Source organism: Cupriavidus sp. 94F1, from assembly GCF_057798875.1.
Genome location: NZ_JBYOJT010000005.1, coordinates 405,261 through 426,896 on the forward strand (window position 1 = coordinate 405,261; position 21,636 = coordinate 426,896).

Below are 21,636 nucleotides of genomic sequence, written 5' to 3' on the forward strand. Positions count from 1 at the left end.
GGATTCGCAGATGGATGATTGCCGGAACCATGGGCAGCGCGCCTGGCGCGCGTACGGCTTGTATGGCCTGTACGGCTTGCACGGTCACCGGCAGCTTGCCCATGACGCTGCAAATAGCGTTCCAAAGCCCTTCAAGGACGACACGTGGTGTGCCGAGGTCCGTACGGCAGGCCGATGCCCGAGAGCATGCGCCCACGTCGGCAGGCAGGCTCGCATGCCCTGCGGCCCTTCCCGCGTGAAAAGCATGCATGCGTTGTAAATCGGGGCAAAGCGCATGTCTCGCATGGGTTACCTGCATGTCTGCCAGATGCCATACCCCCGACTTTGGCGTTTGGCACGCGGATTGCTGCGCTATCCAATGCGGCAGCCCGCCGCGACTTGGACTTGGAGACAGCAATGGGACAGCAGCAAGGTAGCCAATCCGGACAGCAAGGTGGCCAATCCCAATCGGGACAAAGGCAGCAGGAGCAGCAAGGCGGCCAGCGCGGCAACCAGCAGCAAGGTAGCCAGGATCAGCAACGCCAGCAAGGTGGTGGTCAGATGGGCAACCAGGACAAGAGCTCCGGCCAGCACCAGCAGCAAAGCGGCACAGGCAGCCAGCAGGGATCGCAGCAAGGCTCCCAGCAGCAGAAGAACCGTCAGCAGTAATCCTGCCGACTTCCTCTCCTTTCCGGGCCCCGCAGTGACATCTCCACGGTTGTCACACCACGTCTGAAGTCAGGACGCGGCCTCATGGAAGCGGGACCCCGCGCCGGAACATCCGCCATGGATGTTCCGGCGTCTTTCGTTCTAGTCGGGCAGGCGTATCTTGCTTATTTGCTCCGGCTTGCAATCCCCTGCTCAGCCCAGCCGGCCCGACACCACCGCCAACGCCTGCCGCCACACTTCACGCTGCTGTTCGAGATAGTCGATGGCCTGCCGGCCGGTCAGGCTCAGCGGCTCGGCGCCGTCCTGCGCCAGGCGCTGCCGCAGCGATGGCTCGCGCAGGAGCCGGGCCAGTCGCGCGGACAACGCGATGCGGCGTACCTCTGGCACGCCAGGGGACGCCAGCACGCCATACCAGGCGTCTTGCTGCATGCCGGCAATGCCCGCTTCGGCGAATGTCGGCACCGCCGGCGCCAACGGACTACGCGCCCGGCCCGTCACCGCCAGGGCACGCACGCGGCCTTGCCGCATCAATGGCAACGCGGCCTGCAAGGTACTGACGAGCACTGCCACGTGCCCGCCCTGCAAGTCCACCAGCGCACGCGCGCTGCCGGGATACGGAACATGGGCCATGAAGACGCCGGCCTGCCGGCACATCAGTTCACCCACCAGATGGGCGCTGGAGTGCATGCCAAGCGAGGCATAGGCGATGTCCCCGGGACGTTGCCGGGCATCGTCGAGCAGGCGTTGCAGCGTGGCGCGAGCCTGTTCCGGCTGCGAGCGCGTGCCGTCGCCCGCCATCAGCAGCACGTGGGGCGTGCTGGCAACGATCGCCAGCGGATGCAGCTGGCGCGCCGGCGCCTCGGGGCTGCTGGCCAGCAGCGGCCCGATGCTGACCGAGCCGACCGTGCCAAGTAGCAGTGTCTGGCGGTCGGCGCCGGCGCGTGCGGCTTCATGCATCGCAATCTGGCCAGAGGCACCCGGTCGATTGTCGACGACCGTGGGTTCGCCGTCGGCGCCAAGACCGTCCGCCACGATGCGCGCGACATGGTCCGCGCCGCCACCGGCGGCATAGCCCACCAATAGATGCAGGGGCGGAGCCTCAGACGGAAACGGGGCAGCGGCGGCAGGCCGCCAGGGACGCGCGAACGGCATGGCCAGCAATGCCGCAATGACGCGCCGGCGAGCACGAACTGACATGAAGGCGGCGGCATGTGTCGGGAAAACTGCGGCATCGTAGCACCGCGCGCCAACGTCTGCCGCCCGGGCAAACCCGCCGGACGGATATCAACGTGTCCAGGCGCCCGTCATCTCATTGCTGCGGGGCGCGACAGGCCGCCCCGTTGCGGTTGGCGGCGGGGTCCATGCCGAAGACCGCCTGCGCGCCGCACTGCGAACCGAACATGCGGGCCTGGTCATGCCCCACGCCCACCACCTCGAACGACCGGTGCGCGCTGGGCTGCCCCGGCGTGGCCAGCACCTGCTCATAGCGCCAGTAAGCGCGTGCCCGCTGCAGGCGCGTGGGACCTTCGGCTTCGGCGCCGCAAGCCTTGTCCAGAACCCGATGGTTCGGATCGTTGTCTTCGCTGCCCACCATGTAGGTGACCTGGCGCTGCATGTAGCGCCGATAGAGCGTCATGCCATCGGCGCCGCGCGCGTAAGCCACCATGTCGCGCATGCCATAGCGGTATTTGTCGTAATCGGCACAGGTACTGGTGCTGTATGGCGCGAAGCGGCGGTAATCCGGCGCCACCGGACGGTCCGGCGTGAAGTACAGATAGGACGACGGATTGGCCACCACGTAGCGCAGGTCGATGCCGGACGCCCGCACCGTCTCGTCCACGTTGTTCAGCACGGCGTACCGATGCACGATCTGCGCCCCGCCCGAATGGCCGGCCACGGTGACCTTGCGCACCATCGGCAGGCGCTGCCTGTCGGTGACGTAGGCCAGCAGATCGTCGATCACCTGCAGAGAACTGACGCCGGCGCCGGGGCCGGACACCGCGTCTTCGCCGCCGATCCAGCCCTGCACCGTCCACACCGGCATGTTGTCGAAATGCTTGGCGGCGTCGGGCGTGCCCGGGAAATTGGGCGCCACCAGCAGCACCTCGTCGGGGTTCCGGCCGCTGGCCTTCAACAAGGCCGCGCCCGCGTCGTAGTAGTCGTCGCCATTGCGCTGCAAGCCATGCTGGACGAACACCACTTCGCGGATACCGCGCAGGTCGCCGTTCAGCGCGTGATTGGCATAGACCGGGAAGTCATAGCCGGCCCCATTGCCCAGGTGCACGCGCTGCCACTGGGGCTTGACTGCCGGTGCGCCGGGCGCGCCGGGTGTGGCAGCCATGGCAGCCGTTGTGCCGGTCTGGCCGGCACAACCGGCCAGCACCGAGACCGCCGCGACCAAGGCGGTGACGGCCAAATATTGCGTAATGCGGCGCATGAAGCTGTCTCCTTTGATGTTCTGGCCGCCCGCGCGCATCGGGCGAAACGCCAATACTACGGCCACGCCGGCCGCACGTAAAATATATGCCTCACAAGAATTCCATATGTTCTGGATATAGATCCATGGAACTGAGACACCTGCGTTACTTCCTGGCCGTGGCGGAAACCCGGTCCGTCACGCGCGCCGCCGAACAGCTTGGCATTCAGCAACCTCCGCTTTCGCAGCAACTCAAGGCACTGGAAGCCGAACTTGGCGTGACCCTGTTCGAACGGCTGCCGCGCGGCGTGGCGCTCACGCCTGCCGGCACGGCGCTGCATGCCGATGCGGTGGACCTGTTCGCCCGGGTCGAGCAGATGCGCGCACGCATGCAGCGCATGGCGCGGGGCGACGAAGGGGCGCTGGCCATCGGCTTCACCAGTTCCGCCGCCGCCCACAAGCTCACGCCCGAGGTACTGCGCGCCTGCCGCCGGCACTTTCCGCGCGTGGCGCTGTCCCTGACCGAATGCAACGCCGCGGAAGCGATCGAACGGCTGGCCGACGGCACGCTGAACGCCGCCCTGCTGCGCGCACCGGTATCGCATCCCGAGGGCGTGCGCTTCGACCTGCTGCTGGAAGAGGAAATGGTGATTGCCTTGCCGCTCGATCACGCCCTGCTGCGGCGCCGTGCCTTGCGCGGCCAGAACGCTGGGGCGCCTGTGTCGCTGAGCGAGCTGGCATCCGACCCGTTCATCCTGGTACGGCGACCGGGCGCGCCGGGCATGTACGGCGACCTGCTGCGCGAATGCGAGGCGCTTGGCTTCACGCCACGCATCGGCGCCGAAGTCGAACGGATGCTGACCAACCTGAATCTCGTCGCGGCCGGCGCCGGCGTGAGTGTGGTACCGGCATCGATGGCCGGCCTGAACCGTCACGGCGTGGCCTACTGCCGGATGGTCGAGGCCGACCGGCTGCGCGCACCGCTGACGCTCGGCTACCGCGAGGGCCAGGATGACGCCGCGCTGACGGCACTGGTGGCGCTGACCCACCGCATCGCCACACGCCACCGCAAGACAGCGCAGGAAGACGAATAGCTGCCAGCCGGGATCGCCGCAACGCTCCCGCGAGCACGGGGGCGATCCCCTGGCAACGCGGCGGGCGTCAGTGCAGCAGCCCAACCTCGAAGCGCCCGGCGGCCGTGCCGATCAGCAGGCCGCTGTTGTACAGGTAGGACGCGACCACCCCACCCGTTGCACCGATCACGCCCGGCACCGGACTGTTATAGGCCAGCGTGCCCGACGCCCCGTTACGCACGATGCGCGTGCCGTTCAGGTCGGCATTGACCTGCTCGCCTGTGGTGGCCATCACGCGATAGGCGCCATCGGCGGCGCCGGCCGCCAGGCCGGCCGTCGATTGCTGCGCGTAAATGTTCATGCCGTACGCCGTGGCCGAGCGCGTCAGGACCACCGGTACCGGCGCCCCATTGACCATGCCGCTGATCAGCGACCCGCTCAGCACGCCATCACCGGCCGCGATGGTGCCGCCCACGAAGTAATCGAACGCGTTGCGGGCAGCGTTCCAGACGATGTAGCCCTTGGTCGTGTTCGTACACGCGGCGTCATAGACGATATAGCCGCCGCTGGCCGTGGCCGCGCACGTCTGCCAGGTGGCCGCCGACGACCGCAGCCGCGCCGAGCCGTTGCGCACCGTGACCGATCCGTCGGCGACGGCGGTCTGGATGCCGTTGACGTTGTAGATATCGGCCACCGCCTTGTAGTCGGCAGAGACGTTCTGGAACGCCACCAGCGGCAGGAACCCGCCCCCCGATACCGGCTTGACGCCGCCCGCCAGCACACCGCCGCCGGTCAACGAGAACTGCGCGCCGTTTTCATCGCTGGCGTACGTGCAGCCACCCAGCGAGACGAGCTGTCCGCTCAGCACGGTGCTGGCCGCACGCTGGGCGCTGGCATCGATCGTCACGGTGTACTTGAGCGTGGCGGGGTCGATGCGGACCGACAGTTCCTCGCCATTGGTGTTGCCGCCCTTCCAGGTGGTGGCCACCGACGGCAGGTTCAGACAGGACTGCACGATGCCCGAAGCCCCTTCGCACGTGTAGTTGACGGCGGCGTCCGCGTTGCCGGTGCCCTTGTACCTGGGCCACGACGGATACTGGCACAGCGGCCGGGTGCGGCCGTAGGTGCCCACGTTGGTGTCCATCACTTCACGGGTGCCCGGCGCCGCGCCCATCTCGACCCAGTTTTCGAGTGCGGTCAGCGAATTCCACGCCGGCAGGAAGCTGCCCGTACCGTGGCCCATGCCGGGCACGGTATAGAACCGGATGCCCTGGTCCACCGCCGCCTGCCCCACCTGCGAAATGACGGCCTTGTACCACGCGATGGTGGAATTGGGGCTGATGACTTCGTCGGCCAGACCGTGCAGCATGATCAGGCGGCCACCCCTGGCCAGAAAGGCTGACAGGTCGGGATTCGTGGCGTCGGTCAGCGCCGACACGGCCTGCACGCGCGACGTCCAGCTGCCCGGGCTGGCCGGATCGAAGGTCAGCGCGTCGAACGTGGCGTTGCGGGTGACGAAGTATTTCACCCACTGGTCGCCGGTCACGTACATGTTGGCGTCTGCCGTGGTGGCCGGATTGCCGGGCACCGCACGCGTACCGAGGTCGCGCGTGGTGAATGGCCCCGCCACCAGCGCGCCTTCCATGAGGTTGTAGCCGCCGGCAACCGTCACGCCATTGGCCAGCGGATAGCCGAGCTGCAGCGGCTGCTCGATGGTCTTGACCGTGGCGATCTGCGCATCGGACAGGCAGGTGTCGCCGGTATCGGCGCCCCCCGCGCAACGCAGGCTGGCCAGCACCTGCATGGCGCCGACGCGGCAGCCCTCCACGTTACTGACGACCTTGTCGGCCACGCCGTCGAGCGTGTCGCACGCGTCCATGGCCGCCTTCTGCACCATCAGCGTCTTGTTGATATTGAGCCAGCCTGCACCGCCATTGAGGTACAGCGCCCGGCCCACGGCCACGTTCGACAGCCGCGTACCCGTGTAGTTGAGCGCGGGCTCGTTGGCGATCACGCCGGCGTAGTCCGCCGGCCATCGCTGGATATAGCGCAGCGCATCGCGGCCGCCCGTCGAGGTGCCGAGGAAATACGCGCGCACCGGCGCCTTGCCATAGCGTTGCGTGATCAGCGCGATCGCCACATCGTGCGTCTTCTTGAGCGTGTCGCCGCCATAGTTGGCCAGTTGCTCGTCATTGGTGGCAAAGCGGCCATCGGTGATGCTGGAACTCTGGTGACCCGAGTCGTCGCCCCACGTGGCGTAGCCACGCGACAGCGGTGCGGGGTCGCCGGGCAAGGCAAAGCGCACGGTCTCGGTGCCGTCGATCAGCGTGCCGTCAAAACCGCCACCACCGAACTGGATGCCTTTGCCATTCCACTGCGTGGGCAGATTGACGGCGAACTGAATGCTGGACGCCGACGCATCGACCGGGGCAATCGCGCCGCGCACCTGGCAGTACTCGCCCAGCGTGTTGCCGGGGGCATCGGCCGCGATCAGCGTGGCCTTGCTGACGATGGCGCCGCCCGAAGCCAAGGCCAGGCTCGACGCCGGCAGGCTCGCGCCATTGAGCGCGTTGCAGGCCTCCAGCGCACTGAGCGCCGGCGCGGTCGGTGCCGGTCCCGCATCACTGCCGGCCCCGGTGTTGCCCGTGTTGCCTGGGCTGGCCGTGGCGGGGGCATCCTCGCCGCCGCCGCAGGCGGACACCAGCAGTGCCACTGACAATGCAGCGGCCAGCCGCAACGCAGGGTGGCTGCCCATGTATCCGGTTGTCATCGTTCGTCTCCTCCAGTACAGCCGGTACTTGTGCCGGCATGCTGGAGCGAGACGGTATCACCGGGGTGATGCCACGTAAAATATATGCCAACCTATCTATTCATATTCTCGGCATATGGATACGCCCCTTCAGCGTGGCAACCCGACATAGTTTTCCGCCAGTGACCGGCATGCAGCCTCGGAGCTGACCAGATACTCAAGCTCGGCCTGGTGGATGCGGTGTGCAAAGTCGTCGGCATCCGGAAAGCGGTGCAGCAGCGATGTCATCCACCACGAGAACCGCTCGGCCTTCCACACCCGGCCCAGGCACTTCGCGGAATAGCGATCCAGCTCGTGCGAATCATCGTGCAGGTAGTGCGCGATAAAGCCGTCAGCCAGGTAGAGCACGTCGCTGGCGGCCAGGTTCAGGCCCTTGGCACCGGTCGGCGGCACGATATGCGCGGCGTCACCGGCCAGGAACAACTGTCCGTAACGCATCGGCTCGCACACAAAGCTGCGCAGCGGCGCAATGCTCTTTTCGATGCTCGGCCCCGTGACCAGCGATTCCGCCGCCTGCGGGTCCAGCCGGCTGCGCAGTTCGTCCCAGAAACGTGCGTCGGACCAGTCCTGCGGCTTTTCGGTCGACGGCACCTGCACGTAATACCGGCTGCGCGTCTTCGAGCGCATGCTGCACAGCGCAAATCCGCGTTCGTGACTGGCGTAGATCAGCTCGTCGGCCACGGGCGGCGTGTCCGAAAGGATGCCCAGCCAGCCAAACGGATACACCCGTTCGAAGATCCGCTTCGATGGGGCGGGCACGCTGGCCCGGCTGACACCGTGGAACCCGTCGCAGCCGGCGATGAAGTCGCAGACCACCTCGTGCTCGACGCCGTCCTTGCGATACGACACGCGCGGGCGTCCGCCATCGAAATCGTGCAGTGCAACGTCCTGCGCCTCGTAGACGGTTGGCACGCCGGCCGCCTGGCGCGCCGCCATCAGATCGCGCGTGACCTCTGTCTGGCCGTACACGGTCACGTCGCGGCCAATCAGCGCGTGAAAGTCGATCCGGTGCCGCGCGCCACCGAACGACACTTCGATGCCGTGGTGCACCAATCCTTCCTCGCGCAGGCGCCCATCGACCCCCGCGCGCCGCAGCGCCTCCACGGTCACGCATTCGAGAATGCCCGCGCGAATGCGGCCCAGCACGTACTCGGGGCTGCGCTGTTCGATAACGATATTGTCGATGCCGGCCACGGTCAGCAACTGGCCGAGCAGCAGGCCGGCAGGGCCGGCGCCGACGATGGCGACGCGGGTGGAACGGGAATGCGGCGAGCCATTGGGGGCCATGGCGTGTCTCCTGATCTGGAATGTGGTTATTGGGCTCAACGATAGAGCCTCGCGTGCCTGGCCGGAATGGACAGATCGAACCAAGAACGTGAAAATTCGAACATTCCCGGAAGCATGCAGCGCGCCCCCATGAGAACCGTCCCCACCTACTCGCTCTACGGCGTCAATTCCGCCGAGCCGTTGCTGGACCAGCTCCATTTCGAATCGATCGCGTCGCGCAGCCAGCTCTACGCGTGGGAGATCAAACCCCACCGGCACGAGCGATTCCTTCAAATTCTGTACATCCACAGCGGCAGCGGCGAGGCGCTGCTCGACGGCCGGCGCGAGCGCCTGGCCAGCGGATCGCTGATCTGCGTGCCGCCCCACCATGTGCATGGGTTCGTGTTCTCGCCGGACGTGGACGGCATCATCGTGACGATGACCGACAGCTACCTGCGCACGCTGCTGGCCGGCGTGCCGGGCACGCTGCCGCTGTTCGAGCATCCGCGCCACGAGCGCGTGGCGCGCAAGCACCCGCTGGCCAGTGCGCTGGCGATGTTCAGGATGGAGATGGCCTCGGTGGCCCCTTGGCGCGGCGCCGCGCTGTCGGCGCTGCTCACGCTGGTACTGGTGGGCATCGCGCGCATTGCCGAGGCATCGGCACCTGCCGCCACGCGTGCCAGCAGCCGGCCCGCGCGCCATTTCCAGCAGTTCCAGCAGCTGCTGGAAACCGACTATCGCCAGCAGAAGGAGATGGCGTACTACGCCGACACGATCGGCATCACGCCGACCCAGCTCAACCGCATCTGCCGCCAGCTGGCCGGACAGAGCGCGCTGCAGCTGATTCACGCCCGCGTGCTGGCGGAAGCCCAGCGCGACCTGCTGTTCAGCGATCTCGATATCAAGCAGATCGCCATGACGCTGGGGTTTTCGGATGCGGGCTACTTCTCGCGCTTCTTTGCGCGGCTGGCGGGCCAGACGCCCACCGCGTTCCGCGAATCGGGGCGTGCGCGCCTTCCCGCATTCGCCACGCGGGAGGGCTGAGCCCCGATGCCGCTGCCGCGCGCGTCAGGCGCGCGCCTTGTCAACCTCCGCGAAGATTTCCTCGGCCATATGGAAGGCCGAATTGGCGGCCGGCACGCCGCAGTAGATCGCGGTCTGCAGCAGTACCTCCTTGATCTCGTCGCGTGTCACCCCGTTGTTGGCCGCCGCGCGCAGATGCAGCTTCAGCTCCTCCGAACGGTTCAGCGCCACCATCATCGCGATGGTCACCAGGCTGCGCGTATGGCGCGGCAGGCCTTCGCGTGTCCAGATCTCGCCCCACGCATAGCGCGTGATCAGGTTCTGGAACTCCTCGTTCAGCGGCGTCAGCTTCTGCAGTGAACGGTCCACGTGGGCGCTGCCCAGCACCGCGCGGCGCACCGACAGCCCTGCCTCGTAGCGCGCGTGGTCATCGGTCACGGGCAAGCGGCCATGGATGAAGTCCAGCAACGCCGCCGTGAATCGCCCGGGCTGCTCCCGGTTGGAAAGATGCGCGGCCGGCAGCTCGACATAGCGTGCGCCGGGGATGGCATCGGCCAGCGCCCTGCCCTCGGCGGCGGTGGTCGATGGATCGTCGCTGCCGGCAATCACCAGCACCGGCACCGCGATCGTCTTCACGGCCTCGCGCAGGTCGGCGTCGCGCAGCGCCGTGCAGCCCAGCGCGTAGCCGCGCGGGTCCAGACCCTGCAGCACCGCGCGCAGGTCGTCCAGCGCGCCGCCCGCGGTGCTGCGGAAGTTCTCGGTGAACCAGCGGCCCAGCGAGGCATCGACCAGCGGCGCCATGCCGTCGCGCAACACGCCGTCGATGCGCGCGCGCCACGCGTCCGCCGTGCCGATCTTCGGCGCCGTATTCGCGACGATGACTTTCGAGAACCGCCCGGGGGCATTCACGGCCAGCCATTGGCCAATCAGGCCACCGATCGACAGGCCGCAGAACACGGCCTGGTCCACCTGCAGTGCGTCCAGGATCGCCAGGACGTCGCGACCCAGCACGTCGACCGTTGCCTCGGACGCATCGGTCGATGATCGGCCGTGTCCGCGCATGTCGTGGCGCACCACGCGGAAGCGGCCGGCCAGCGCATCGGCCTGCGGCTTCCACATGGTGTGGTCGGTACCCATCGAGTTCGAGAAGATGATGACGGGCGCGGTGTCGGGGCCGTCTACGGTATAGAACAGCCGGGCACCGGCGTGATCGAGGTAAGGCAAGGTCGTCTCCAGTCAGGCGTGGTTGCGGTGCGCCCGCGCGTGCCGCCAGGCTTGCACGGCGGCATCGGCGAAGCTTGTGGATTGGCCCGCGTACTGCGCGGGGTCGCTGAGCCGGTCGAGCGTGGCGTCGTCGAGCAGGCCCCGGTGCGATGGATCGTCGGCCAGCGTGCGCGCCAGCGCGTCGCGCAGCGTCGTACCGTCGGCCACGGTGCGACGCGACGCCTGCTCCACCAGATGATGGGCGGGCAGCCGGCCGATGCGCCGGCCAAGCTCGAGCATGGCCGCTTCGCCAAGGATCAGGCCATGCGTGATATCCAGGTTCTGGCGCATGCGGGCAGCGTCAACCTGCAGGCCGGCCACCACGTCGGTCATCTGGCGCAGCGCGCCGGCTGCCAGCGTGACGATCTGCGGCAACGTGTCCCACTCGGCCTGCCAGCCGCCCAGCGCGCGCTCGTGCTCCTGCGTCATGCCGGCCAGCATCGTGGCAACCAGGGGCGGCATTCGCACGGCCGCGGTCAGCACCGCCGCGCAGCCCACCGGGTTGCGCTTGTGCGGCATCGTGCTGGAGCCGCCCCGGCCCGGCCCCGATGGTTCCGCCACCTCGGCCACTTCGGTCTGCATCAGCAGCGAGATATCGCGCGCCATCTTTCCGAGCGTGCCGGTCAGCATGCCAAGCGTGGTGGCCACTTCGACCATGCGGTCGCGGTGCGCATGCCACGGCAGCGCGGGGAGATCGAGTTGCAGCCCCTGCGCAAGCTGCGCAGCCACCGCCGGCGCATCGCCGCCCAGGCTGGCCAGCGTGCCGGCCGCGCCGCCGAACTGCAACGCCCGCCCATGCGTGCGCGCCAGGTCGAGTCGGGCCAGATCGCGGCGCAAGGCATCGAGCCAGCCGGCGGCCTTCAGGCCAAACGTGGTGGGCAGCGCGTGCTGCAGCCAGGTGCGCGCCACCATCGACGTGGCGCGATGGGCCGCGGCCTGCGCCGCACAGGCATCGCCAAGCGCCAGCAGGCCGGCATCGATGTCGTGCAAGGCGTCGGCAAGCTGCAGCACCAATGCCGTATCGATGATGTCCTGGCTCGTGGCGCCCCAGTGCACGTAGCGGCCGGCCTCGGCATCGCGCTGCGTCACGGCGGCGGTCAGCTGCTTGACGAACGGAATCGCCAGGTTGCCAGCCGAGGCGGCGGCCTGCGCAAGCGCGTCGAAGTCGATGACCTGGGCCGGGTCGCCGGCACAGACCTGTTCGATGATCTGGGCGGCCGCTTCGGGAATGACGCCGCAGCGCGCCTCGGCGCGCGCCAGCGCGGCTTCCACATCCAGCATGCGGCGCACCGTGCCGGTGTCGGAAAAGATATCGAGCACGGCGGGGCTGCCGAACATCGGATCGGTCAGGCGGGAAAACGTTGGCATGGTCGGTTGGGGGCGAACCGTTTGAGTTGCCGGCAAGGAATGCGCCGATTGTGATGCAAAACGCGGCACCGGTGTGAGCCGGCGCCGCGTTCATGCCAGGCGGGCAACGATGGCGACGTATCAGATATCGAAGAACACCGTTTCGCCCGGACCCTGCAGCACGACGTCCCAGCGGTAGCGGTTCTGGCCCTCGGCCCTGGCGATCAGCGTGTCGCGCCGCTCGGCGGGCACCAGCGACAGCACCGCATCGGCGCCGTGCGCGGCCGTGTCCTCGGGAAAGTACATGCGCGTGGCCACATGCTTGACCAGTCCCCGCGTGAAGACCGACACCATGATGTGCGGCGCCTGCGGACGCCCATCGCCATCGGGCACGGTGCCGGGCTTGACCGTGGTGAAGCGGAACGAGCCATCGGCCTCGGTGGGCACACGGCCAAAGCCGGTGAAGCCCGGCACCAGCGGCAGTTCGCGGGCATCTTCGGGATGACGGTAACGGCCGGCAGGGTTGGCCTGCCAGATCTCGACCATGCCGTCGGGCACGGGTTCGCCGCGACCATCGACCACACGGCCTTCGATCACGATGCGTTGCGCGGCCAGGTCGGGCGCGTCGGCGGTCAGGTCGGCGCAGTTCAGGCCGGTCAGGCCGATATGCAGGTACGGACCTACGGTCTGGGATGCGGTGGCGTACAGCATGGCCTTACTCCATCGGCGTGGCATCGCGGCCACGCAGCACGATATCGAAACGGTAGCCAAGCGCGTACTCGGGTGCCGTGGTTTCCCAGTCGAACGTGGCGATCAGGCGATTGCGCGCCTTCTCGTCGGGCACGCACTGGAAGATCGGGTCGTACGCCAGCAGCGGATCGCCCGGAAAATACATCTGCGTGACCAGACGCGTGGCGTAGGCGTTGCCGAACAGCGAAAAATGGATGTGCTGCGGCCGCCAGGCGTTGTGGTGGTTACGCCAGGGGTAGGCGCCCGGCTTGATCGTCTTGAACTGGTACTGGCCGTTGGCGTCGGTGATGGTGCGGCCTTCGCCGGAAAAGTGCGGGTCCAGCGGCGCGTCGTGCTGGTCGCGCTTGTGCGTGTAGCGGCCCGCGGCGTTGGCCTGCCAGACCTCGATCAGCGCGTTGGGAACCGGGCGCCCGTTTTCGTCCAGCACGCGGCCCGTGACCAGCATGCGCTCGCCAATCGGCTCGCCGCCGTTGCCGACGGTCAGGTCGTTGTCGCCCTCGCGGACGAACTCGGGACCGAACGTCGGCCCCGTGACTTCGGACAGCGACTGCGGCAGCGCGATCAGCGGCTGGGCCGGCGAGCGCAGCTGCGTCGAGGCATAGGGGTCGAAACGGTATTCGGGCTGGGTGTCCCAGTACGGCCGGCGGTACTGGGCGGGGCGATCGGAGCGGTGGGGCATCGCGCTGTCTCCGTTGTTGGTGTGAATCGATGGGATGGACTGTATGCAACGTCAGAAGTCATGTAAATTGAGATTTGGCGTAATTACGATGAATTTTTATAATGGAACGCCCTCCCGCACCCCACCCCGGCGTTGACGCCTTTCGCAGCCGCATCCGGCTGCGGCACTTGCACTGCTTCGTAGCCGTGGCCCAGGCGCAGCATCTGGGGCGGGCCGGCGAGCAGCTCGGCCTGACGCAGCCGGCGGTGTCGAAGACGCTGACCGAACTGGAGGAACTGGTCGGCGCCCGGCTGCTGGTGCGCCAGCGGGCCGGCACCAACCTGACGGCGGCCGGCATGCGGTTCCTGCGCCATGCGCTGCGGATCATCGAGGACATCGACGCCGCCGCCGACAGCCTCGCAGCCACCGACGCCACGCGCCACGAGCGCATCCGCGTGGGCGCCCTGCCCAGCATCGTGCCCGCGCTGCTGCTCGATGCCGTGACCGCGTTCCGCACCACGCATCCCGAGGTGGCGCTGGCCGTGCAGAGCGGCATGAACCGCACGCTGATCGACCTACTCAAGGCCGACGTGCTCGACGTCGTGATCGGCCGCATGGACGACCCGGCGGCCATGGAAGGCCTGTGGTTCGAATCGCTGGCGGCAGAGCCGCTGGTACTGGCCGTGCGTGCCGGACACCCGCTGGCGGCCCAGCCGCGCCCGACCCTGCGCGACGTGGTGGCGTGGCCGATGGTGGTGCCGGCCGTCGGCTCCATCCCGCGCCACAGCACCGAAAGCCTGCTGGCCCGCCACGGCTTTGCGCTGCCCGAAGGCTGCCTGGAAACCGCCGACGCCTACCTGGGCCGCCTGCTCACGCAGCAGGGCGACAGCGTGTGGGCCGCGCCGTTGTCGGCCACGCGCCGGGCGGTGGCGGCCGGCGAAATGGTGCTGCTGCCGGTCGATACGCAAGGCACCGAGGAACCGATCGGCCTGCTACGCCGAAGCGACCGCACGCTGGGCCCGGTGGCCGAGGCGTTTGCGGAAACCATCCGGCGCATCGCGGCCCAGCCCGGCTGAGCCAATCCCGGCCGCCGTTCAGCCGTCATCGAGCCGCCGGCCTGATCCCCGCGCGGCACTTTTGCCGTTCGTCCCGCCTGCGCCGAAAAAATCTTGGGACCCCTTCCATCCCGCCGCCAGCCCTTTGGGCGCGCGGGCCAGCGCGCTTCGGCCCCGGTCGGCCGCCACCCCGCTTGCGGGTTAACGCCGATATTTCGCCTGGAAAAACGCTGCGTATGATCCGTTCCTATCGAGAACATGAGTTCGCCTTTAGAACAAACAAGGCGAATCGCGAACAAGAAACGCCCGACAGACCGCCTGATCGGGCCTGAAACGATCCGAAGAACGGAGACCCCATGTCCCAGCCCCCGCGCCCCGCGACTGGCACGCTCGACGTGCAGTCATTGATCGACAGCCACCGCTTCTCCGCGTATCAGTGGCTCATCCTGATTCTATGTTTCCTCATCGTCGCGATTGACGGCTTCGATACGGCGGCCATGGGCTATATCGCCCCGGCCCTTGTCCAGGAGTGGGGCATTGAAAAATCGTCGCTTGGGCCCGTCATGAGCGCCGCCCTGTTCGGGCTGGCCTTTGGCGCGATCTTCGCCGGCCCGATGGCCGACCGCGTGGGCCGCAAGCGCGTGCTGGTGCTGTCGGTGTTCTTCTTCGGCGCGTGCAGCCTGGCCACGGCCTTCGCGCCGTCTGTGACGTGGCTGACCGTGCTGCGATTCCTGACGGGCGTCGGGCTTGGCGCCGCGATGCCCAATGCGGTGACGCTGATGTCCGAGTACGCACCGGCCCGCCGCCGCGCGATCCTGGTGAACACGATGTTCTGCGGCTTCCCGCTGGGGTCGGCTGGTGGCGGCTTCTTCGCGGCAGCCATCATTCCGCATTTCGGCTGGCACAGCGTGCTGGTCTTCGGCGGCATCGTGCCGCTGGTGCTGGCCGTGGTGCTGGTGGCCGCCCTGCCGGAGTCGATCCGCTACATGGTGGTGCGCCAGTACCCCGCCGACCAGATCCGCAAGGTGCTGGCACGCGTGACCGGCGCCGCGCTGGGCGCCGCACAGGTGTTCACGATCCACGAGGCGGCGCCGGCAGCCAGGTCGGCCGTGGGCACGGTGCTGGCGCCCCGCTATCGCGTGGGATCGGCCATGCTCTGGCTCACGTACTTCATGGGCCTGGTGATCTTCTACCTGCTGACCAGCTGGATGCCGACGCTGATGAAGGACGCCGGATTCACGCTGCAGCGCGCCTCGCTGCTGACCGCGCTGTTCCCGCTCGGCGGTGGCATCGGCACGATTGCCGCCGGCTGGTTCATGGACCGCTTCAACCCGAACAAGGTGATTGCGTTCACCTATGCGCTAACCGGCGTCCTGATCTACACGGTGGGCCATGGCGCGGGCGGCGACCAGTTCGTACTCGGCCTGCTGATCTTCCTGGCCGGCACGGCCATGAATGGCGCGCAGTCGTCGATGCCCACGCTGGCAGCGAGCTTCTACCCCACGCAGGGCCGCGCCACCGGCGTGGCCTGGATGCTCGGCATCGGCCGCTTCGGCGGCATTGCCGGTGCGCTGCTGGGCGCCGAACTGCTGCGCATGCACCTCGGTTTCGACGCGATCTTCACGCTGCTGACGGTGCCGGCGTTCATCGCCGCAGGGGCACTGGTGGTCAAGCAGTTCTCCGGGGCGGGTGCCGCAGTGGACGGCGGCGAACCGGCCGGCCAGACCGTGGCCGGGCACTGAGAGGCGGCGGCAGCACGGCGAGGCGAAGCGCGCCGATCCCGCTTCGTCCCGTAAATCGGCTGCGCTATGGCGAAAACGCCATTACGTGCTACCGTTGCGAAGAATGGGACGGCACGCTACGGCGCACACTTTTGGAACCCCGATCCGCGTCAGACAACCTCTTTTTCATCGGCTTCATGGGGGCCGGCAAGACGACGATCGGGCGAACCGTCGCGCGTCGGCTTGGCCGTCCGTTTTTCGATACCGACCACGAGATCGAATCGCGCTGCGGGGTGCGCATCACCACCATCTTCGAGCTGGAAGGCGAAGAAGGTTTCCGCCGCCGTGAAACCCGCATCCTCGACGAACTGACCCAGCGCAGCGGCATTGTGCTGGCCACCGGCGGTGGCATCGTGCTGCGGCCCGAAAACCGCGAAATGCTGCGCGCGCGCGGCCACGTGATCTATCTGGACGCGGCGCTGCCCGAACTGTGGCGCCGCGTGCGACGCAACCGCAACCGCCCGTTGCTGCAGGTGGACAACCCGCGCGCCCGGCTCGAAGCCCTGTTCTGCGAGCGTGATCCGCTCTACCGCGAAATCGCCCACCTGATCATGCCGGCCCATGCGGGCACCGTGGCACAGGCCGCCGCCAGCGTGCTGGCCCAGCTGGGCCTGTCGATCGACCCCGCCGATCCTTCCGAAGCTGGCGAACCTTCCGAACCTGGCGGCCAGACCGCCGCCCCTGACCCCGCCACGCACGATTGAGCCTCCGGCCGACACCGGATTCGGACTGCGCCGACAGCGGCCCGCCATCGGACATGGCAACGTCGGAGCATGTCGGGGCGACGTTTGAACTTCGCGCCCGGCGCGTGGCTCTGACGGTGACACCACCGTGAATGCAGGAGGTTCCCCATGCGGCTGCAAGGCAAGACGGCTCTGGTCACGGGTGGCGCGGGTGGCATCGGCCGCGCCATCGCGTTGCGCCTGGCCCAGGAAGGCGCCGATATCGTTGTTGCGGTGCACAAGCTCGACGCCGAGTCCGCAGAGACGGCCGATGGCGTGCGCGCCGCAGGCCGCCGCGCCCATGTGGTGGCGGGCGATATCGGCAATGTGGCGCAGGCCTTCGCCATCGTCGACCAGGCGGTGGCGGCCGTCGCGCCGTCCGGCAGCCTCGATATCCTGGTCAACAACGCCGGCGTCGAAGTGCGGGCACCGTTTGCCGAGGTGACCGAGGCCGACTACGACCGCGTGCTCGATACCAATCTCAAGGGGCCGTTCTTTCTCACGCAGCAGTTCGTGAAGCACCGGCTGGCGCGCAAGCTGGGGGGCAAGGTCATCAACATCAGCTCCGTGCACGAAGACCTGCCTTTTCCCCATTTCACGAGCTACTGCGCCAGCAAGGGCGGCCTGCGCATGATGATGCGCAACCTGGCCATCGAACTGGCACCGGCCGGCATCACGGTCAACAACATCGCACCGGGTGCCATCCAGACGCCCATCAACCGCAAGCTGATGGCCGACCGCGCCGAACTGCAGGCGTTGCTGGCCAACATCCCGCTGGGGCGGCTGGGCCAGCCCGACGAAGTCGCCGGACTGGTGGCCTACCTGGCAAGCGCCGATGCCGACTACATCACCGGCGCCACGCTCGTGATCGATGGCGGACTCCTCTGGAACTATGCGGAACAATAACGTTGAGTCGGCCGGCGGCACGCCGCACGTTCCCGCGCGAACCGAGCCCGCTAGGGCGGATGCCGCGCCGCATCCCGCGGCCCCGGTTTCTGCGCCGGCTGTTACGGCCGCAGCGTCGGGACCGGGCCAGCCACCGTTGCCGCCGCATTGCCACGGGCACGCGCCTGCGATCACCCATTTGCCCACCCCCGCGCCGTGCACGCTGCCAGGGTGCGCGGACGCCGACACCATGTCGCCGGCCGAACGCTATGCCGAGCTGTTCGTCGCCGTACAGGCCAGCGGCATGTTCGCGGACAGCAAGACCTTTCCCGACTGCATTCCGCTCGAAGCACCCGAGGCCATCCTGTCGCGCTACCGCGCCGAGCGCGATGCGCCCGACTTTTCGCTCGAAGCCTTCGTGCGCCACTATTTCGCGCGCGAGACGGTTCCGGACGATCACTACCAGTCCGATCCGGACAATTCGCTGCGCGAGCACATCGACGGGCTGTGGCCCGTCCTCACACGCGAACCGGCCGAACATCCGCCGCGATGCTCGCTGCTGCCGCTGCCCCAGCCCTATGTCGTACCTGGCGGGCGCTTCCGAGAGCTGTACTACTGGGATTCGTACTTCACCATGCTCGGCCTGTCAGCCAGCGGCCGGCAGGATCTGCTGCGCGCCATGGCCGACAACTTCGCCTACCTGCTGGATACCTACGGGCTGGTGCCCAACGGCACGCGGTCGTATTACCTGAGCCGTTCGCAGCCCCCCGTATTCGCGCTGATGACCGACCTGTTCGAAGACCAGGGCGTCGATGCGGCGGTACGCTACCTGCCCCAGCTCGAGCGCGAATATGCGTTCTGGATGGACGGCGCCGTCCACCTGGCCCCCGGCACCGCCCACCGGCGCCTGGTGCGCCTGCCCGGCGGCGCATTGCTCAACCGTTACTGGGACGACCGCGCCCATCCGCGCGAGGAAGCGTACCTGGAAGACGTGGCCACGGCCCGGCGCGCCGACCGGCCCGCGCACCTGGTATTCCGCGACCTGCGCGCCGCGGCGGAATCGGGCTGGGACTTCAGTTCGCGCTGGTGCGACCCCGCGCCGGCCGGCGGTCAGCCAACCTGCGACCTGGCCACCATCCGCACCACGGCGATCCTGCCCATCGACCTGAACGCCCTGCTCTGGCATACCGAGTGCCGCCTGGGCGAACTGTGCGAGCGCGCCGGCCACATCGACCGCGCCACGCGCTATCGCGAAGCCGCGGACCGTCGCCGGCTGGCCATCGCCACGATCATGTGGGACGCCGGCACGGGCGCGTTCGTCGACTTCGACTGGCATCGCGGCACGCCGCGTCCGTGCCTGAGCGCAGCCACCCTGATGCCGCTGTTCCTGGGCCTGGCCACCAAGGAACAAGCCGCGCAGGTGGCCGGCGTGGTGGCCGCCCGGCTGGTCGAGGAAGGCGGCCTGGCCACCACGGAGATCGATTCCGGCGAGCAATGGGACCGGCCCAACGGCTGGGCGCCGCTGCAGTGGATCGGCATCATGGGCCTGCGGCGCTATGGCTGCGACGCGCTGGCCGACGACATTGCGCACCGCTGGCTCCAGACGGTGGCCAGCCTCTATGTCTCGGAATACAAGCTGGTGGAGAAATACCGGCTGCAGCGACGCCGCACCGGGGGCGCCGAGGGCGGCGGCGGGGGCGAGTACCCGCTTCAGGACGGCTTCGGCTGGACCAACGGCGTGGTCAGCGCCCTACTGGCACTGTATCCGTGGCACCCGGCGCAACGCAGCAAGGCGGGCCGGCCGGACACCGGCGAATGATGGTTTGGCGCGGCGCGGGTCGCGATGAAACAACGGCTGGCGGGGCATGCCACGGCTCCCAATCGGAATTTCGTTCCTTTGTTCAGAATTCCGCGACGCAATAGGGCGTTTCCCAGGGATTGTTCCGCATACGCCAATAACTCATGTGAGTTATTGGCGTAGCTGGCCGGGAACGTCACACTGATGCGGGGTCATTTCGACACGACTCCAAACGACTTGGCAACTCTTACTACCCCGACGATCCCGCGCGTCGGGGTATTTTCTTTTGGGGCGCCGACTTGGCCTCCGAGCCCGCGCCAGGCACCACATTGCGCTGGATCAACAGTCGATCACCCGTCACATCCGGACACAAATTTCGGGCCTTTCCGCATGCAAGATGGCGCCTCGTTCATTCACTCATGACGGAGGTCCAGCATGAAACAGCACGACAAATCCAATGCCGGTGGTCTCGATGAAGGCACGGCCGGCCCCGACGCGGGCGATCCGTCACGCGGCGGCGGCACATCGCGTACGAGCCGCGCCAGATCCGCCCGCAAGCCGACGTTCGCGGCGTTCCTCAAGACGATTCCGCCTGGCGACGCGTACGACGACCAGGACTTCGCACGGATTCACTGACGGGAGGGCCGGCACATGTACCTGATCGATACCGATGTCATCAGCGAAAGCCGCAAGGGGCGCCGGGCCGATCCCGGCGTGCGGGCCTTCTTTGACGATGCCGAGGCCGATGGCCACGCCCTGTTCGTGTCGGTGGTGACCATGGGAGAACTGCGGCGGGGCGTGGAACTGAAACGCTTCCGGGGCGACCGGCAGCAATGCCAGGCGCTCGATGAATGGCTGCTGGCGGTCCAACGTCGCTACGCACACAACATCCTTGGCGTGGACGGCCGCGTGGTCGAGCTATGGGGCCACCTGCGGGTGCCCCATCCGGAGAACCCGCTGGACAAGATGATCGCGGCCACCGCCATGATTCACGGGCTGGCCGTCGTCACGCGCAATGTGCGGGACTTCGCCCAGACCGGCGTACGGCTGATCGATCCTTTCGGCAGAGGGCCGCCAGGGCCACGCATGCCAGCCCGCTTGCCGCATTCACGTGCCGGACGACTGCCGGCGGCGACCCGCCTCAGCTTGCACTGATGCCCTTTGCCTTGACGATGGCGCTCCAGCGGTCGTAGTCCTTGTTGAGCCGCGCCTGCATCTGCCTGCCGTCCTGGAACGACGCGATGGCGCCAGCGCTGACCAGCTTCTGCTGCAATTCCGTGTCCTTGCCGAGGATGTCGCGCGTTTCGCTGGCGATGCGATCGACGATAGGCTGCGGGGTGTCCAACGGCGCGATCAGGCCGCCCCAGGAATCGAAATCAAAGCCCGGGAAGCCCTGCTCCGAGACGGTCTTCACGCCTGGCAGCAGCACCCGGGCGTTGGGTGAGCTCAGCGCGATGGTCTTGAGCTTGCCGGCGCGGATATGGGGCAACGCGGCGACCACGTCGGCAAACATGATGCCCACCTGGCCGCCCAGCAGGTCGGCCACGGCCGGGGCGCTGCCACGGTAGGGCACGTGCAGCACGTCGAAGCCGCCCAGGTCCTTGAGCTGTACCATGGCCAGGTGACCAAAGCTGCCGGTGCCCGAACTGGTATAGCTCAACGGGGTCTTGCTGGCCTTGGCAAAGCGGATCAGGTCCGCCAGCGTCTCGACATGCGGCACCACGGCCGGGTTGATGACGATGGCCATCGGCAGCACATAGACCGTGGCCACGGACAGGAAGTCCTTCTTGACGTCGTAGGCGTTGGTCTTGTACATCAGCGGCGCCAGCAGGGCCGGCATGCCGAACATCGACAGGTTGTAGCCATCGGCCGGGCTGCGGATGAAACTCGCCGTGCCGATCGACCCCGAGGCACCGGGCTTGTTTTCGATGATGACCTGCTGCCCGAGCCGTTCCGACAGCTTCTGCGCCACGATGCGCGCGGCGGTATCGGTGGGGCCGCCAGCGGGGAATGCCACCACCATCTTGATGAACTTGTCGGGCCAGCCGGTCTTGGCCAGCACCGAGGGCATCACCGCGGCCATCGACGCGGCGGCACCCGCCTTCAGTACCTGGCGGCGGCTCAGTAGCAGCTTGGTCATTG

19 protein-coding genes are annotated in these 21,636 nt (G+C 67.8%); 10 read left to right on the forward strand and 9 right to left on the reverse strand.

From position 1 onward, the window contains the following. The first annotated feature begins 396 nt into the window (after nt 1–396). A complete protein-coding gene (locus AC3FJ6_RS15435) occupies nt 397–648 on the forward strand; it encodes a hypothetical protein (RefSeq protein WP_092597492.1) in 252 nt (83 codons plus the stop codon). 192 nt (nt 649–840) lie between these two features. Here AC3FJ6_RS15435 and AC3FJ6_RS15440 read toward each other — a convergent pair whose 3' ends face one another. Further along, on the reverse strand, nt 841–1,845 hold the full coding sequence (locus AC3FJ6_RS15440; RefSeq protein ID WP_488772707.1) for a tripartite tricarboxylate transporter substrate binding protein: 1,005 nt from the start codon (nt 1,843–1,845) through the stop codon (nt 841–843). Between the two features lie 112 nt (nt 1,846–1,957). Next, nucleotides 1,958–3,085 (reverse strand): alpha/beta fold hydrolase, encoded by a 1,128-nt coding sequence (locus tag AC3FJ6_RS15445; RefSeq protein WP_488772708.1) that lies wholly within the window; start codon nt 3,083–3,085, stop codon nt 1,958–1,960. Between the two features lie 125 nt (nt 3,086–3,210). Here AC3FJ6_RS15445 and AC3FJ6_RS15450 point away from each other — a divergent pair, with 125 nt between their 5' ends. Next, nucleotides 3,211–4,158 (forward strand): LysR family transcriptional regulator, encoded by a 948-nt coding sequence (locus AC3FJ6_RS15450; RefSeq protein ID WP_488772709.1) that lies wholly within the window; start codon nt 3,211–3,213, stop codon nt 4,156–4,158. A gap of 67 nt (nt 4,159–4,225) precedes the next feature. On the opposite strand, the gene AC3FJ6_RS15455 is transcribed toward AC3FJ6_RS15450, so the two are convergent. Together AC3FJ6_RS15455 and pobA are read right to left on the reverse strand one after the other, a co-directional pair. After that, on the reverse strand, nt 4,226–6,907 hold the full coding sequence (locus tag AC3FJ6_RS15455) for a tannase/feruloyl esterase family alpha/beta hydrolase (RefSeq protein WP_488772710.1): 2,682 nt from the start codon (nt 6,905–6,907) through the stop codon (nt 4,226–4,228). 129 nt (nt 6,908–7,036) lie between these two features. Next, nucleotides 7,037–8,233, reverse strand: a complete 1,197-nt coding sequence (gene pobA, locus AC3FJ6_RS15460; protein WP_488772711.1) for a 4-hydroxybenzoate 3-monooxygenase — start codon at nt 8,231–8,233, stop codon at nt 7,037–7,039. A 129-nt stretch (nt 8,234–8,362) separates the two neighbouring features. Here pobA and AC3FJ6_RS15465 point away from each other — a divergent pair, with 129 nt between their 5' ends. Further along, nucleotides 8,363–9,256 carry a helix-turn-helix domain-containing protein gene (locus tag AC3FJ6_RS15465; RefSeq protein WP_488772712.1) on the forward strand — a complete coding sequence of 298 codons (894 nt, stop codon included), beginning with the start codon at nt 8,363–8,365 and terminating at the stop codon, nt 9,254–9,256. Between the two features lie 24 nt (nt 9,257–9,280). Here AC3FJ6_RS15465 and pcaDC read toward each other — a convergent pair whose 3' ends face one another. The 4 genes from pcaDC to pcaH all read right to left on the reverse strand — a co-directional run bounded on the left by pcaDC (nt 9,281) and on the right by pcaH (nt 13,274). Then, nucleotides 9,281–10,459: a bifunctional 3-oxoadipate enol-lactonase/4-carboxymuconolactone decarboxylase PcaDC gene (gene pcaDC / locus AC3FJ6_RS15470; protein WP_488772713.1), complete on the reverse strand. Its 1,179-nt coding sequence runs from the start codon at nt 10,457–10,459 to the stop codon at nt 9,281–9,283. A 12-nt stretch (nt 10,460–10,471) separates the two neighbouring features. Beyond that, nucleotides 10,472–11,866 carry a 3-carboxy-cis,cis-muconate cycloisomerase gene (locus AC3FJ6_RS15475; protein WP_488772714.1) on the reverse strand — a complete coding sequence of 465 codons (1,395 nt, stop codon included), beginning with the start codon at nt 11,864–11,866 and terminating at the stop codon, nt 10,472–10,474. A gap of 120 nt (nt 11,867–11,986) precedes the next feature. Further along, on the reverse strand, nt 11,987–12,556 hold the full coding sequence (gene pcaG / locus AC3FJ6_RS15480) for a protocatechuate 3,4-dioxygenase subunit alpha (protein WP_488772715.1): 570 nt from the start codon (nt 12,554–12,556) through the stop codon (nt 11,987–11,989). A 4-nt stretch (nt 12,557–12,560) separates the two neighbouring features. Continuing rightward, nucleotides 12,561–13,274 (reverse strand): protocatechuate 3,4-dioxygenase subunit beta, encoded by a 714-nt coding sequence (gene pcaH, locus AC3FJ6_RS15485; protein WP_488772716.1) that lies wholly within the window; start codon nt 13,272–13,274, stop codon nt 12,561–12,563. Between the two features lie 101 nt (nt 13,275–13,375). Between pcaH and AC3FJ6_RS15490 the strand changes: the two genes are divergently transcribed. From AC3FJ6_RS15490 to AC3FJ6_RS15520, 7 genes are all read left to right on the forward strand, one after another. Then, entirely contained in the window at nt 13,376–14,329 is a 954-nt protein-coding gene (locus tag AC3FJ6_RS15490) for a LysR substrate-binding domain-containing protein (RefSeq protein WP_488772717.1), read from the forward strand. A gap of 335 nt (nt 14,330–14,664) precedes the next feature. Next, entirely contained in the window at nt 14,665–16,050 is a 1,386-nt protein-coding gene (locus AC3FJ6_RS15495) for an aromatic acid/H+ symport family MFS transporter (protein ID WP_488772718.1), read from the forward strand. A gap of 176 nt (nt 16,051–16,226) precedes the next feature. Further along, nucleotides 16,227–16,793 (forward strand): shikimate kinase, encoded by a 567-nt coding sequence (locus tag AC3FJ6_RS15500; RefSeq protein WP_488772835.1) that lies wholly within the window; start codon nt 16,227–16,229, stop codon nt 16,791–16,793. Between the two features lie 147 nt (nt 16,794–16,940). Further along, a complete protein-coding gene (locus AC3FJ6_RS15505; RefSeq protein ID WP_488772719.1) occupies nt 16,941–17,717 on the forward strand; it encodes an SDR family NAD(P)-dependent oxidoreductase in 777 nt (258 codons plus the stop codon). Beyond that, on the forward strand, nt 17,704–19,515 hold the full coding sequence (gene treF, locus AC3FJ6_RS15510) for an alpha,alpha-trehalase TreF (RefSeq protein ID WP_488772720.1): 1,812 nt from the start codon (nt 17,704–17,706) through the stop codon (nt 19,513–19,515). Before AC3FJ6_RS15505 ends, treF begins: the two co-directional genes overlap by 14 nt. A 414-nt stretch (nt 19,516–19,929) precedes the next feature. Further along, complete coding sequence (locus AC3FJ6_RS15515; RefSeq protein ID WP_488772721.1) at nt 19,930–20,130, forward strand: hypothetical protein; 201 nt, start codon at nt 19,930–19,932, stop codon at nt 20,128–20,130. A gap of 15 nt (nt 20,131–20,145) precedes the next feature. Further along, entirely contained in the window at nt 20,146–20,649 is a 504-nt protein-coding gene (locus AC3FJ6_RS15520) for a type II toxin-antitoxin system VapC family toxin (RefSeq protein ID WP_488772722.1), read from the forward strand. Here AC3FJ6_RS15520 and AC3FJ6_RS15525 read toward each other — a convergent pair. After that, on the reverse strand, nt 20,636–21,634 hold the full coding sequence (locus tag AC3FJ6_RS15525; protein ID WP_488772723.1) for a tripartite tricarboxylate transporter substrate binding protein: 999 nt from the start codon (nt 21,632–21,634) through the stop codon (nt 20,636–20,638). The two genes, AC3FJ6_RS15520 and AC3FJ6_RS15525, sit on opposite strands and share 14 nt — an antisense overlap. Nucleotides 21,635–21,636: the final 2 nt, after the last annotated feature.

What these genes read in the sequence shown, in the direction of transcription:
- AC3FJ6_RS15435 (WP_092597492.1), top strand. Translation starts at nt 397, where the DNA reads ATGGGACAGCAGCAAGGTAGCCAATCCGGACAGCAAGGTGGCCAATCC.
- AC3FJ6_RS15440 (WP_488772707.1), bottom strand. Translation starts at nt 1,845, where the DNA reads ATGTCAGTTCGTGCTCGCCGGCGCGTCATTGCGGCATTGCTGGCCATG.
- AC3FJ6_RS15445 (WP_488772708.1), bottom strand. Translation starts at nt 3,085, where the DNA reads ATGCGCCGCATTACGCAATATTTGGCCGTCACCGCCTTGGTCGCGGCG.
- AC3FJ6_RS15450 (WP_488772709.1), top strand. Translation starts at nt 3,211, where the DNA reads ATGGAACTGAGACACCTGCGTTACTTCCTGGCCGTGGCGGAAACCCGG.
- AC3FJ6_RS15455 (WP_488772710.1), bottom strand. Translation starts at nt 6,907, where the DNA reads ATGACAACCGGATACATGGGCAGCCACCCTGCGTTGCGGCTGGCCGCT.
- pobA (WP_488772711.1), bottom strand. Translation starts at nt 8,233, where the DNA reads ATGGCCCCCAATGGCTCGCCGCATTCCCGTTCCACCCGCGTCGCCATC.
- AC3FJ6_RS15465 (WP_488772712.1), top strand. Translation starts at nt 8,363, where the DNA reads ATGAGAACCGTCCCCACCTACTCGCTCTACGGCGTCAATTCCGCCGAG.
- AC3FJ6_RS15475 (WP_488772714.1), bottom strand. Translation starts at nt 11,866, where the DNA reads ATGCCAACGTTTTCCCGCCTGACCGATCCGATGTTCGGCAGCCCCGCC.
- pcaG (WP_488772715.1), bottom strand. Translation starts at nt 12,556, where the DNA reads ATGCTGTACGCCACCGCATCCCAGACCGTAGGTCCGTACCTGCATATC.
- pcaH (WP_488772716.1), bottom strand. Translation starts at nt 13,274, where the DNA reads ATGCCCCACCGCTCCGATCGCCCCGCCCAGTACCGCCGGCCGTACTGG.
- AC3FJ6_RS15490 (WP_488772717.1), top strand. Translation starts at nt 13,376, where the DNA reads ATGGAACGCCCTCCCGCACCCCACCCCGGCGTTGACGCCTTTCGCAGC.
- AC3FJ6_RS15495 (WP_488772718.1), top strand. Translation starts at nt 14,665, where the DNA reads ATGTCCCAGCCCCCGCGCCCCGCGACTGGCACGCTCGACGTGCAGTCA.
- AC3FJ6_RS15500 (WP_488772835.1), top strand. Translation starts at nt 16,227, where the DNA reads ATGGGGGCCGGCAAGACGACGATCGGGCGAACCGTCGCGCGTCGGCTT.
- AC3FJ6_RS15505 (WP_488772719.1), top strand. Translation starts at nt 16,941, where the DNA reads ATGCGGCTGCAAGGCAAGACGGCTCTGGTCACGGGTGGCGCGGGTGGC.
- treF (WP_488772720.1), top strand. Translation starts at nt 17,704, where the DNA reads ATGCGGAACAATAACGTTGAGTCGGCCGGCGGCACGCCGCACGTTCCC.
- AC3FJ6_RS15515 (WP_488772721.1), top strand. Translation starts at nt 19,930, where the DNA reads ATGAAACAGCACGACAAATCCAATGCCGGTGGTCTCGATGAAGGCACG.
- AC3FJ6_RS15520 (WP_488772722.1), top strand. Translation starts at nt 20,146, where the DNA reads ATGTACCTGATCGATACCGATGTCATCAGCGAAAGCCGCAAGGGGCGC.
- AC3FJ6_RS15525 (WP_488772723.1), bottom strand. Translation starts at nt 21,634, where the DNA reads ATGACCAAGCTGCTACTGAGCCGCCGCCAGGTACTGAAGGCGGGTGCC.